5 protein-coding genes are annotated in these 14,868 nt (G+C 34.7%); 3 read left to right on the top strand and 2 right to left on the bottom strand.

Annotation, left to right across the window (positions count from 1 at the left end):
• A partial coding sequence (locus N4A35_05995) for a hypothetical protein (GenBank protein ID MCT4580951.1) occupies nucleotides 1-6,157 on the bottom strand: 6,157 nt, incomplete at its 3' end.
• 250 nt (nucleotides 6,158-6,407) lie between these two features.
• Here N4A35_05995 and clpB point away from each other — a divergent pair.
• Entirely contained in the window at nucleotides 6,408-9,023 is a 2,616-nt protein-coding gene (gene clpB / locus N4A35_05990) for an ATP-dependent chaperone ClpB (protein MCT4580950.1), read from the top strand.
• Between the two features lie 88 nt (nucleotides 9,024-9,111).
• Here clpB and N4A35_05985 read toward each other — a convergent pair whose 3' ends face one another.
• Entirely contained in the window at nucleotides 9,112-9,996 is an 885-nt protein-coding gene (locus N4A35_05985) for a cysteine dioxygenase family protein (protein ID MCT4580949.1), read from the bottom strand.
• A 221-nt stretch (nucleotides 9,997-10,217) separates the two neighbouring features.
• On the opposite strand from N4A35_05985, the gene uvrB reads away from it, so the two are divergent.
• A complete protein-coding gene (gene uvrB, locus N4A35_05980; protein MCT4580948.1) occupies nucleotides 10,218-12,221 on the top strand; it encodes an excinuclease ABC subunit UvrB in 2,004 nt (667 codons plus the stop codon).
• A 66-nt stretch (nucleotides 12,222-12,287) separates the two neighbouring features.
• Nucleotides 12,288-14,867 carry a DUF5686 and carboxypeptidase regulatory-like domain-containing protein gene (locus N4A35_05975; GenBank protein ID MCT4580947.1) on the top strand — a complete coding sequence of 860 codons (2,580 nt, stop codon included), beginning with the start codon at nucleotides 12,288-12,290 and terminating at the stop codon, nucleotides 14,865-14,867.
• Nucleotide 14,868: the final 1 nt, after the last annotated feature.

The following is a 14,868-nucleotide window of genomic DNA, read 5'->3' as shown; positions in this document are numbered from 1 at the left end:
GATAGGTTCCTTCCTGTAAATTACTAATATTGGTATTGAATTGCGTAGCATCTGCAAAGTTTACCACACTTGGTTGGGTATGCGTTGCATCCATGGTCCAAGTTCCTGTCGCAGTTCCTGGAGGTGTGTTCCCTGCTAAAGTAGTCGTATAAACATTACATAAATCTTGGTCTACTCCAGCATTTGAAGTTGGTTGGTCATAAACTCGAATTTCTACAACATCTGTTGCTGGTGTACAGGTTCCATTACTTACGGTCCATATTAAACGATAAGTGCCCTCTTGTAAATTACTAATATTGGTATTGAACTGTGTAGCATCTGCAAAGGTTACCACGCTTGGTTGGGTATGAGTCGCATCCATCGTCCATAATCCTGTTGCAGTTCCAAGTGGAGAATTCCCCGCCAAAGTAGCGGTATAAATATTACATAAATCTTGGTCTATCCCTGCATTAGCAGTTGGTTGGTCATAAACTCGAACCTCTACAATATCAGTATCAGGTGTACAAGTACCATTACTTACGGTCCATATTAAACGATAGGTTCCCTCTTGTAGATTACTTATATTAGAGTTAAACTGCGTTGCATCAGCAAAAGTGACTACACTTGGTTGGGTATGCGTGGCATCCATGGTCCATAATCCTGTCGCAGTTCCTGGAGGATTATTCCCCGCCAATGCTACTGTATAAGTATTACATAAATCTATATCCGTTCCAGCATTTGAAGTTGGCTGATCATATACACGAATAGTCACTGTATCAGAAGCAGGGGGGCAAGTTCCATTACTCACAGTCCAAACCAATTGATAGGTCCCTTCTTGTAAATTACTTATTCCTGTATTAGATTGCGTCGCATCTGCAAACGTAACTGCGCTTGGTTGCGCATGGGTAGCATCCATCGTCCATAATCCTGTCGCAGTTCCTGGAGGTGTGTTCCCTGCTAATGTAGTCGTGTATACATTACACAAATCTTGATCTGTACCAGCATTTGAAGTTGGTTGATTATAAACTCTAATTTCTACAACATCTGTAGCAGGTGTACAAGTTCCATTACTTACGGTCCATATCAAACGATAAGTCCCTTCTTGTAAATTACTAATATTTGTATTATACTGCGTCGCATCAGCAAACGTAACTACACTTGGTTGCGTATGTGTGGCATCCATGGTCCACATTCCTGTTGCAGTTCCTTGTGGTTGGTTTCCTGCTAACGTCGTAGTATAAGTATTACATAAATCTTGATCTATTCCAGCATCAGCTGTTGGTATTGAATAAATGGTAAACAATACCGTATCTGTTGCAAAGCAGCCTTGTTTATTAATCGTCCTAATATATGTTAGGTTTTCAGTATTTGGATAAACTACATTTTTGGAGAAGTTGGGCTGAGCTATTGTAGAACTGCTGAGTCCAATTGTTGGATTCCAAGAATAGGTATAAGTATTGATTGGAGCATTTCCTATATTTACTGTTTCCCCAGAACATAATACATGACTTGTAGTTGGACCTATTAAATCAATATTAATCAATATTTGAGATGGTGTACAAGTACAAGGGTTTAAACTGGTATCAATTACCGCTATGATATTACAAGTATTCCCTGCATTTAGGTTTAATGTTGTTGTATAATTATATACCGTATTAGCGACCAAGGCATCTACAATCGTATCTCTAGTGAGGTAGGTATCTCCTACAGAATAAACTCCATTATTGTCATCATCATTATAGTACTGAACAATTGTATTGGTTCCGGTACTAATTGTTTCTCCTGTATTATTTATATCAAAATTCACTGTTACTGTTTCACCAGATGGTGGGTTTGGAACCGAAGTTGCTGAGCTATTTGAAACATTTAAATAACCTTTAAATACGAAAACATTTCTTAGAGTATCAGCTGTAGCGACATCGATATTACAATTTATTCCAGTAGATGAACACAAAGCATTTCCATAAGTTGTGATTTGTGAGCTCACTTGTGTAATTCCACATAATAAATCATTCGGATCACCATTAATTTGGAAATCAAATCGACAAGTATCTCCTACCCCAACTCCAGAAGGTAGCCTCCAAGCAAGAGCATTTCCTGTAATTTGAGGAACGCCATTAGCTGGTGGGTTTAACTGACCATTAAATGAAGCATTAACATAACTTAATCCGTTTCCTAAAAGGACCGAAATAGAATCATTTGTATTAAACGCTTGTGGTCCATTATTAATAATTTCGATTTCAACAGGAGTTCCAGCCAAGCAAGGAGTAATATATGTTGTATTAATGTTTATTGTTGCTAGATATGGAGGCAAAGCATCACCTATAAAGACTTGATTAGAAACTCCAATATTAGAACTTCGAGGAGCACCACAAAAAGCATTTCCGGTTGTTTTACAAGATACACGACTTCCAGAAACGAAATCACAATCTGTATAACATTTAAATCGAATTCTATACGAATTTCTGGTATTATCTAATACACCACTCAACCCATATAAGCCTATAGTATCATCAATAACAGGTATATCCCATCTAAAAGTATTACCAGAAACTAATGTTGGATCAGGAATTGTTGTATATCCAGTAAGATAATCCATCTGGACACTTCCTGGAGCTATAAACATTCCTGAGGGTAGGTAAATATCAGTCAAGACATTATAGGCATTTCCTAATTGATAATCTCGAACTTCGATCTCAAATTCAGCAGTATCACACAATCCAATTGTATCGGCACTTATTGTTGCAATAGTATTAGAAAGTTCTGGCATTAAAGGAGTAATATACAAGGTTACTTCTTCCATATCACATGGGTAAGAACCTACGTCTGCTGGATATCCAGTACAATCCCATCCAAAATACACTTTTATACTATCCGAAAAACAAGAATTTATATGGGTATATAACTTATAGTTACGTGTTTCTGTAGCTAACAATTGATTGGCTTGAAAAATTCCATTTGTAGAAGGGTATAGCATAGTATTCCCTGAAATATCAAACAAACTATCAGCGATAATAGTACCAGTAGTAGGCGCTCCAAACCAAATATTTCTAGCATCTGAAAGTGCTGATGAATTGTTAATCATTAAGTCCCATTCCACATCTCCAGTTGCTGTATTTACTGAAACTAGATTGGTTTGCATACTTACATTAGGTCTGTTATATGTTATTTTATCTTGGTTATTGGCATTGTTTATAGTATAAGCAGTTGGGTGAAGTTGAGCTGTTGGTGTATATTCCCATCTGTATTGGATAAAAGCTGTTGAATCTTCAACTTGACAGTTTGGCTCATAAGTAACAAGTAATGTCCCATAATATCCATCATCTCCAACTAAAATACTATCATTTATAGCATCGGTTCCAAAATACTGCCCAATATCAAAGCGATAAGTATTTCCAGTGATGGTAGCTGGTGTTATATCGAAATAACCGGATGGATCATAACTACCATTTAACCCAACAGTAGTACTACTTGCTAATGTACCAGTTGTTCTTCTGAAATTAAATCTTGCGCTGATATAAGTATAATCATCAGGCATAGTAACTTGCAATATAGATGGTGTATTCCAATGACGATATTCATAAGGAAATAAATTACCTCCAGCATAATTGTTACAACAAGGGCCTATACTCAAATAATAATTTTGAGTTGTAGTAAATTGCCCACAGGTACTTGTTTCATAAGTACTTGTTCCCCAGTTAGTCGTGTAATATCCCAATACAGAGAAACTTCTTTGAATATTTGGACATCCATAAATATTAGGTGTATCAGTCAATGCTGGATTTTGAACTGTTGTTGCATAAATCATATTATCACACGTCCCAGCAATAATTGCCCCACCAACATTTGAATTTACGACATAATTTGCATTAAAAATAATGGAGTCTCCATGATCTAAAATATATCCAGCAGGGAAACAGCCATTAGATGTTAATGTATTTAAATCTAATTCATGTACAAAATCTCTAGTTGTTCCTGTTGTTGCAACAGCAGGAGCAGGAATAGTATTACATGTAAAATAGGTTCCAGTGCTTGCATCATATATGGTAATACTTGAATTGGTAGCTGCTGCAAACCTGTTTCCAACATTTTCGATTAATGTTCTAGCATAAATGTAATTCCAATTTACTCCAGTTGTTCTATTTACTGTAGCTTTGAATACTGTTCCTAAGGTATCTCCATACATTAAACGATCAGGTCGAGCTAAAGTTTGATCGACAACTCCTACCCCATCTGGAATTCCATTATTATCATTATCAGGTAAACCAAAGTTGATTCTTTGTGATTCAAAATCATACATACTTATCCCTTCGCAAGGTGTTGGACAAATCAACTCAACTTGACCACTTGTACAACCTAATTTCATTTCACATCCACAATTTTTATCTGGTATAAAATAAGAGTTTAACTCAACAGTAGCTGGGCCAGTAGCACCACAAGTTGAACAATCTAATTGTATATCAAAAGAAACAGTAGACTGCGTTCCTCCTATTGGTCGGTCGTAATAAATTCGTATGGTATCTCCACTTGTTCTAACTGAATCTGGGATACCACCTATAACCGTATTTTGATAATCTCTTACGATAAATGTTGCTGGATCAACGGTTAAACAAGAAGGTAAAACTATTTCATACCAAAAGACACGATTAGTGCTATTATTAGGGAATGGAAATTCGAAATTAGAAGTCAGAAAACTCATTGTTCCAGTAGAAGTTCCAAAAAGTGTTCCTGGAGATTGATCTAAAGACATTCTGTGTCTGTAATATGAGGTATAAATTCCTTGTTGAAGAACGATTGGATATTCTTCAGCACATTTATTTTCATAAGTTCCTTCAAAACGCCAACCTAACAAATGTCTTCTCTCTGAATTACGACATACTCCATCGTCTTCACAGCAAGTAAAATGATTCCAACTAATCACTATGGTATCTGTCGTTTGAATACTATCAAAAGAAAACTTAACGCGACCAATAGGATTAGCAGGTAAACATGATTTATTGCTTGAATTGTAGGTTTGATCAAACGTTAATGGTTGAGGGGCTCCTCCGTTAATGGTGTAGGTAAAACTTGATAAATTAAATGAACTGTAATAGTTACTCACCATATAAGTTGTCCAACCATTAAACAAATCGATATTAGTATTATATGCTGTTCCCGTACCATCATTAGTTATTGTTAATGAAGCTGGGAAGTCTCCTGTTCCATTATTGCCAAAACAAGATCCATTATTACCACCACTTCCTGTTCCTCTGGAATACCCACTCCATTTGGTAAATACTAAATTTGGAGCTTCTCCTGGAAAGACAATGTTGGCTCCATCAGTTAATGTTTGACATTGTTGTCCATTACATCCCCAATGATAAGAAAAGAATGAAGCAGTTCCAGCACATTGGACGATACTTATATTTTCACAAATCGTAATACTCTCTCCTGGATCGAATAAATTATCTCCATTTCCAACAGTAGTAAAATCAGCTCCATTTAATACGATGTTCTCAGTAAAACCAGTAGTGGTATTTGTTCCTACACTTACAGAGTTTACCATAACCCCTGAACCGTGTTGATCTTCTAGAGTAAATGTTGCTAATGGACCACTACCTCCATTAATAATCGTGATACAACGGTCAAACACATCTCCTACCGAACCTGTAAAACTTTGATTAGTGATATTCGTAATTGATAAGTTAGGAATTGTAATCGCATAAACATTACTCTGGTGTGTAAATGTCCCTGGGGTAATTGCACCAGAACTATTAATCGCATCGAAATCAAATAACACACTATTTAAAATTGTACCTCCTCCATCTATAAATGCTTGTACATCACATCCTGTTTCAATTTGAATAGAAAAACTATAGGTTGACAAGGTATTTAAATCTGGAATAACAAAGACAGGGTTTTCCAAATCAGATATATCTACTTCATTAGCATTATTTGCTGATCCTGCAATATAATTGATTCCCCCTGGAAGTGTTATCGTAACGGTATCATTTGCAATAGTAAAAGGCGATGGGTTCTCCATATTCACCACAAAATCGGCTACTCCCAAACAAGGCGTTAGCCCATTACTTACACTTGAATTAACCAGAATTAAATTACTTTGTCCAAAAAATGAAAACGTAAGAAATAAAGCTAAGAATATCGAACTTAACTTTTTATATATAGAACTATTATTCATGTTTAAGTGTTAATTATAAAAAAAGACGAGTTAAACTCGACTTAGTTGCTTTTTTTATAGAGCGAAAATATACTATTAAACGTTTTTATTAACAACTATTTGTGACTTATTGTCTTAAGATTTTATTTAAAGCAGACATTTTTTCAGATTAAACACGATAATTCATTAAAAATCATGTTATTCAGGCAGTTTTTTAGGGATGGATAATTTTTTGTGAACACCAAATTGAGTTTAATTAAAATAAAAAAAAATGGATTTCAATAAGTTTACAACAAAGTCTCAACAAGCTATCTCTGAGGCCAGACAAATAGCTGTTGAAAACAACAATCAACAAATCGAAAATGGCCATTTATTGAAAGGTGGCTTTCAAGTTGACGAAAATATATTCCCACATATTTTTAAGAAAATGGGAGTAAATCTTACTGTTTTTAAGCAAGCTTTAGACAGCATTATCACCTCCTACCCCAAAGTAACTGGTGGACAAGAGCAACTTTCAAGAAATGCGCAAACAACCTTGGATAAGGCCTTAAGTACAGCCAAAAAAATGAACGATGATTTTGTATCATTAGAACATATCATTTATGGGATTTTAGCCAGCTCTGGAAGTACTACCCAATTACTGAAGGATCATGGATTTAATACCAAAGAACTTGACAACATCATTCAAGAACTTAGAAAAGGGAATCGAGTTACTTCTCAAAGTCAGGAAGAAACGTATAATTCTTTAGCAAAATATGCCAACAACCTTAATCAATTAGCTAAAGACGGAAAGTTGGACCCTGTTATTGGAAGAGATGAAGAAATAAGAAGAGTTCTTCAAATATTAACACGACGAACTAAAAACAACCCTATTCTTATTGGAGAGCCAGGCGTTGGAAAAACAGCTATTGCTGAGGGAATTGCACACAGGATAATAAGTGGCGATGTTCCAGAAAACCTACAAGGAAAAACAATTTATTCCTTGGATATGGGGGCTCTAATCGCAGGAGCAAAGTACAAGGGAGAGTTTGAAGAGCGTCTAAAAGCTGTAGTCAAAGAAGTAACTAGTTCTGATGGTGAAATTATTTTATTTATTGATGAAATCCATACGTTAGTTGGAGCTGGAGGAGGTCAAGGCGCCATGGATGCAGCCAATATTTTAAAACCAGCTTTAGCTAGAGGAGAACTTCGATCAATTGGAGCTACTACTCTAGACGAATATCAAAAGTATTTTGAAAAGGATAAGGCTTTAGAAAGAAGGTTCCAAAAAGTTATTGTAGATGAACCTGATACTGAAGATGCAATTAGTATTTTGAGAGGTATTAAGGAAAAATATGAAACCCATCATAAAGTACAAATAAAAGATAGTGCTATTATAGCTGCTGTAGAGTTGTCTCAACGTTATATTACGACTCGTTTTCTTCCTGACAAAGCAATAGATTTAATTGATGAAGCAGCCTCTAAATTAAGAATGGAAATCAACTCAAAGCCTGAAGAACTGGATGAAATTGAACGTAAAATCATGCAGCTTGAAATTGAAAGAGAGGCGATTAAAAGAGAGGGAGATTCAAAAAAACTAGATTTACTAGCAGAAGAACTTTCTGAACTGAACGAAAAGAGGGACAGCTTTTTAGCAAAATGGAAAAGTGAAAAGGAAGTTGTTGAAAAGATCCAAAATTCCAAAGAAGAAATTGAACAACTAAAACTTGAAGCTGAACAAGCTGAACGTTCTGGGGATTTTAGTCGTGTTGCTGAAATTCGATACAGCCTACTTAAACAATTAGAAAATGATGTTGAAAATGCTAAAAAAGAATTAGCTGAGCTTCAACTTAATTCAAAAATGATTAAAGAAGAAGTAGGGTCTGAAGAAATTGCTGATGTTGTAGCTCGATGGACAGGAATTCCTGTCAGTAAAATGCTAGAAAGTGAAAGAGCAAAACTCTTAAAGTTGGAAGATGAAATTGGAAAAAGAGTAGTGGGACAACTGGACGCAATAGAAGCCGTATCTGATGCTGTACGAAGAAGTAGAGCTGGATTACAAGACTCCAACAAACCTATTGGTTCTTTTATCTTCTTAGGTACTACTGGGGTAGGAAAAACCGAACTTGCTAAAGCATTAAGTGAATACTTATTTTCAGATGAAAATGCAATGACCAGAATAGACATGAGTGAATATCAAGAACGTCATGCTGTATCTAGATTAGTAGGAGCTCCTCCAGGATATGTAGGCTATGATGAAGGTGGTCAATTAACTGAAGCTGTCAGAAGAAAGCCTTATTCTGTGATTTTACTGGATGAAATCGAGAAAGCACACCCTGATGTATTTAACATCCTACTTCAAGTGTTGGACGACGGTAGATTAACAGATAATAAAGGACGAGTAGTTGATTTTAAAAATACAATTATCATTATGACCTCCAACATCGGAGCTGAAATTATACAGGATAGTTTTAATGGTTTTGAACTTAAATCTCAACTCGAGCAAATTGAAGTTGTTGAAAACACCAAAGACAATGTTTATCAAGCACTGAAACAAACAGTTAGACCTGAATTCTTGAATCGTATTGACGAAACGATTATGTTTCAACCGTTAACGTTAGAAGACATTCAAAATATTGTAAAGATTCAGTTAAACAAATTAAAACAAAGGCTATTGAAAAATGACATTCAATTATCCATCACTGATGAAGCGATTAAGGAAATTGCAAAACTTGGATATGATCCTCAATTTGGAGCTAGGCCTGTTAAAAGAGTGGTACAAAAACAAGTTTTAAATCAACTATCTAAAGCTTTACTTTCCAATAAAGTTTCAACATCAGATACAATTGAGCTAACTGTTTTGAATGGAAACTTAGAATTTCAATCTATGACTACCACTCCAGTGTAGGCTATCAGTTAATAAATCATAACATAAAAAATCCCAAGCTCGATAAAGTTTGGGATTTTTTTATTTCAAATCATTCTTTGAAATCTCATCATAACACACACTTTACAGTGATAATTCCTTGAATGGCTTTATTAAATTCCTCTAACAAATAAGCATTATTTAATAAATAGGCTTTTGTTTCACACAACTCTCGATTCAATATATTCCATTGATTTTGATTCATTATATGACCACGCTCATCTTTCAAACTGCTAACAAAATTGCTCAATTGTTCCACCTGACTCTTAGAAACGATAATATTTTCTATTTCTTTTAACTTAATTGAATTAGGATTATATCTTCTAATTCTTTTCGCTAACTCTAATAAATGTCTTAACTGTGTTGGATAATCTCCTTTTGGACCCTCTATAATATCTTCAATTTGCGTATTGGGTAAATCAAAGAACACTCCTCCATTTATAATCTGAATTGTACCATTACTCGGATCATAGAGGTGAGCATCACCTGTTATATTGTCAATTGCTTCTTCCACACCATACACATGTAATGTCAAAACATTATTGTCGGTTAAATTCCCCATTTGATGAATCAAATGGTGACCGACTCCAACAATCTCACCATTTTTAAATTGACTTCTTGTCAGTGTTTTCAAATGGTTATCCTCTATTTTAAACGTTGCATGCTCGTTTTCTCCAAATACTTGAACAGCCCCCCATGTTGTATAACCATGGTTATGGATTGCCGACATATCCCCTGGCAACCAAGACATTACCATTATTTCAAAGTTTGGAGCTTTGTAAACCATTTTTCTCCCGTAACTGTCTTTGATTGGATGGTTAAAATCAGCCCAAGGTTCTAAATCTTCTTTTCGAACTCCAGCAGATTGAATAATCCGAATAACTTCATGCGGTTTAACAATCTTTTTTGATATTAACTCTTCCCTTATATATGTCAACGATTTTGGTAAATCCATTAGTCATTATTTTAATTGAAATCTGCGTGCAAAAATAAGAAGAACTTCTTAATCTATTGGTAACATCAATCACTTTATAGCTACAATTCGTCATAACTTGTTCCCCCTAAAAAACACATCCTGAATATCATCAAGATCAATCGACCATTGTTCTTCTCAATAAAAAGGAAAAACTAAATATTCGAATGAAATAAGTTCGAGTATTTCTTTATTTTTACATCATGGACTTCAAACTACACTCAAATTTTAAACCTACAGGTGATCAACCACAAGCCATTCAACAAATTGTAGAGGGCTTTAATAATAAGGTACAACATCAAGCATTATTAGGAGTAACAGGATCAGGAAAAACATTTACGGCAGCCAATGTTATTGCACAAACCAATCGCCCTACTCTTATTTTATCACATAACAAAACATTAGCAGCTCAACTATATGAAGAATTCAAAGCTTTCTTTCCTGATAATGCAGTAGAATATTTTGTATCCTACTACGACTACTACCAACCTGAAGCCTACCTTCCAACAACAGGAACATATATCGAAAAGGATTTATCCATTAATGACGAAATTGAAAAATTAAGGTTAAGTTGTACGTCATCATTACTTTCGGGAAGAAGAGATGTTATTGTTGTTTCATCTGTTTCATGTATCTATGGTATTGGTAACCCTGCCAATTTTAAACAAGGAGTTATTGAGATAAGTGTTGGACAAAATATTGCCCGTAATAAATTTTTGCATCAACTTGTTGAGGTGTTGTATTCTAGAAGTACAACTGGTTTGGAACGAGGACAGTTTCGTGTTAATGGAGATACGGTTTCTATTTATTTAGCTTATACTGATGTTGCCTTACGCGTTATTTTTTGGGGTGATGAAATTGAATCAATCGAAACATTTGACCCGAATGATAATCAAGTCATAGAAACCTTTGAAAACTATCAAATTTTTCCTGCTAATATTTTTGTAACGAGTAATGACACCATTAAAACTGCTATTGAAGAAATTCAAGACGATTTGGTAAAACAATACGACTATTTTAAAGAAATTGGAAGAAACTTAGAGGCTAAAAGGCTATTGGAACGTGTTGAATATGATTTAGAAATGATGCGTGAGCTGGGGTACTGCTCTGGTATAGAAAATTACTCTCGTTACTTTGACAGACGACCAGTTGGAAGTCGTCCATTCTGCCTTTTGGATTACTTCCCAGATGACTTTATTATGATGATTGATGAAAGCCATGTCACCATTCCTCAAATCAGAGCCATGTATGGAGGTGACCGTTCAAGAAAGGTGAACCTTGTAGAATATGGTTTTAGGCTGCCTTCTGCTATTGACAATCGTCCATTAAAATTTGAAGAGTTTGAACAACTAATTGGCCAGACCTTATACATCAGTGCTACACCAGCAGATTTTGAATTAGAAAAATCTGAGGGAATTCTAATAGAACAGATTATTCGTCCTACTGGCCTCTTAGATCCTATTATTGAAGTAAGACCTAGTTTAAATCAAATAGATGATTTATTAGAGGAAATTCAACTGGTTATTGAACGAGATGAGCGTGTATTAGTCACTACACTTACCAAAAGAATGGCAGAGGAGTTAGATACTTATTTTTCTCGAATGGGAATACGAAGTCGCTATATTCACTCAGATGTAGACACCTTAGATAGGGTTGAAATTCTTGCAGATCTAAGAAAAGGAATATTTGATGTTTTAATAGGTGTAAACTTGTTAAGGGAGGGACTAGACCTTCCCGAAGTTTCTTTAGTTGCCATATTAGACGCCGATAAAGAGGGCTTCTTAAGAAACCGTAGATCTTTAGTACAAACTGTAGGTAGGGCTGCACGTAACGTTAACGGAAAAGTACTCATGTATGCTGATAAAATCACTGATTCTATGAATGCAACGATTACTGAAACCAGTAGGCGTAGAGCTATTCAAATCGAATACAATGAAAAGCATGGAATCACCCCAACACAAATTGTTAAAAATACAGACAAAGTTTTCGAGAATAAAAAACAATTATCAGAATATGAAATCAACAAAGCTTTAACTGCTGCAGCCGAAGAGCAAACACAATATACTACAAGAGATGAATTAGAAAAAGCAATTAAAGATGTAAAAACTAGAATGCAATATGCAGCAAAACAAGAAGATTTTATGGATGCCGCACGTTTAAGAGATGAATTATTTGAATTGCAGAAAGAATTAGTTGACCGCTTTTAATCATCTTTTTTTGAACTTTTTAAACTAAATGTAACTTTTTTAATTGTTCTTCGTCCCTTACTTATTATGAAATACATTCTATTACTTATTATCACTTTGATTTCTCATTTTTTTTATGCTGGAGCAATCAAAGGAAAAATACTAGACACCAATAATGAAGTCCTCCCTTTTGCTAGTGTTTACATTAAAAATACAAGTTATGGAACAACCTCCAATTTAAAAGGAGAATACTTTCTTGAAATAGAAAAGGGTAAACACACCATTGTATACAGTTTTATTGGTTTTCAAATTGTAGAGAAAGAAATCGAAATCACTTCCGCTCACCAAACTATTGAATTGAACATTCAGCTAAAAGAAGATGTTGCTTTATTAGCTGACGTAGAGATCGTTGCTAAAACTAGGGATCGAGCAAAAATAATTATGAAAGAAGTACGAGCTAAACGTACCACTTACCTCAATGCAATAAATCAATACGCTTGTAAAACCTATTTGAAGTCTTCTTTAGAAAAAGAACCCGTTATTAAAAATCAAGCTGACAGCTTAAGTTTAATTTACACTCCTGATGAGCAACAAGAAGACCGTTTAAAAAAACAAAACTTAAATTTAATCGAAACCATTTCAACCACCTATTTCAAAGCTCCTAACCGTTACAAAGAAATTATAGAAGCCCACCATGATTATGCTGAAGTTGATGACCCTATGGGAGTTAACAACATTTCTTTTGGGATGGAAATTGGTGAATCACAAGTTGCGCAAGAAACAGGAGAAGACAAAAACCCCTATCTCATTTATACTGATATATCCAACTCTGATTTTAATTTCTATAAAAATAAGATCTCATTTTCTGCTATTAGTGCTAAACCTTTTATTTCTCCTTTAGCCAACTCATCTGCCCTGAGCTACGCATACGACTATAAAGGTAGTTTTATTGAAGATGGAAAAAAGATTTACCATTTAGAAGTTATTCCTAGATTTAAAAATGAAGCCTTATTTTATGGATCTATCTATATCGAAGATAGTACTTGGGCTTTAAAATCGGTAGATTTAAATGTAAACAAAGGCGCTTTATTCTTTTGTAGTGAATTCAAAATTATTCAAAACTATGAACAACTTGATTCGACTGCTTATTTACCTGTAAGAAGAGAATTATTTTATAACATTAAAGATGGAGACTATAATATTATTGGAAATACAAGGGTGAATCATTCCAACTACAACCTCTCTCCTACTTTTCCAAAGAAAACATTTAACAGTGAAGTGAAACGCTTTGAGGTTGATGCTTTTGATAAAGATGAACAATTTTGGGACGCTAATCGACCAATTACATTAAAGAAAGATGAGTTAACTTTTATTGGAGAATACGATAGTTTGGTCAGTTTATACACTAGTCCAGAATACTTAAAAAGAGTTGACTCGGCCTTTAATAAAATTAATATCTGGAGCTTTTTATTGACAGGAATTGGACATAAAAACAGTTTTAAGGGAACCGAATTTAGGTTTAGAGGGCTCATCAATCAGATCGTTCCCCTAGGAGTTGGGGGATATCGCCATAGGCTAGGTGGATACTTTAACAAAGAATTCCCTAACAACTACCTGCTAGAAACGGAAGGCCAAATCGATTATGGATTTAAAAACAAAGACGTAAAAGGGAAAGTTGGAGTTGGCTTAACCTATGTCCCACTGAAATTCGTTCGTACATTTATACGTTTTGGAGATTCTTATGAACTCATTAATCAAAATGCTTCTTTTACGGCTGTTTTGAGTCGAAGTAACTATGTTCGCTCTAAAAATGTTAGCATTGCACAACGTATGGAAATCATAAATGGACTATATGCTGAAGCTACTCTGTCTTATCAGCATCAACTTTCTTTAGAGGGACTGCAATTAGTTGATTACTCCGCTCTTGCATTAGGAGACACTGCTGACCAAAGCATTATTGAAAACTTAAACACCCCTACTTCTTTTGAAGATTATAAAAAAACTGAAATAGAACTCTCATTAAAGTATCGTTTCAAGCAAAAGTACTATATCAAAAACAATAAAAAAGTCATTACAGAAGCCAAACTTCCTATTGTAAGTCTAAAATATAGAAGAGGGATTCCTAATATGTTTAATAGCGAGGTAGATTTTGAATACATAGAGGTTAGTGCAGAAGACCACGTAAGGTTACCACAATTAGGGTATTCTACTTGGAAAGTTAGCACTGGTACTTTTACCAATAAAAACAACTTAAGAGTTTTGGAGCATAAATATTTTAGAGGTTCTGATGCTGGACTTTTTGCTGACCCTTTAAATTCATTTCAACTGATGGGCTACCAATTTGATACTAGAAATGAGTATTTCCAAGCCAATTACATTCATCATTTTGAAGGAGCTATTCTTAATAAAGTTCCTTTAATCAACCGTCTTAAACTTCAATTAGTTGGAGGTGCAGGAACCTTATTGATTAGAGACATAGACTTTGCTCATTTTGAAGCCTTTGGAGGACTAGAACGTATCTTTAATGTACGATTATTTGGAGAAACTCAACCCCTAAGATTAGGAGGCTATTTTGTTACCGCTGACAATACCCTAGATAATGCCAACTTTAGGTTTAAAGTAGGAATAGATTTTTATGATTCTAGTAGAAAAAAGTGGAATTACTAAA

Source organism: Flavobacteriales bacterium, assembly GCA_025210295.1.
Classification (GTDB): Bacteria; Bacteroidota; Bacteroidia; order Flavobacteriales_D; family Parvicellaceae; genus S010-51.
Note: the sequence above shows the minus strand (reverse complement) of the source record. Positions and strands in the feature narration are given on the sequence as shown.

Bases quoted from the DNA above. Each gene is read 5' to 3' on its own strand.
- clpB (MCT4580950.1), top strand. From the start codon at position 6,408: ATGGATTTCAATAAGTTTACAACAAAGTCTCAACAAGCTATCTCTGAG.
- N4A35_05985 (MCT4580949.1), bottom strand. From the start codon at position 9,996: ATGGATTTACCAAAATCGTTGACATATATAAGGGAAGAGTTAATATCA.
- N4A35_05975 (MCT4580947.1), top strand. From the start codon at position 12,288: ATGAAATACATTCTATTACTTATTATCACTTTGATTTCTCATTTTTTT.
- uvrB (MCT4580948.1), top strand. From the start codon at position 10,218: ATGGACTTCAAACTACACTCAAATTTTAAACCTACAGGTGATCAACCA.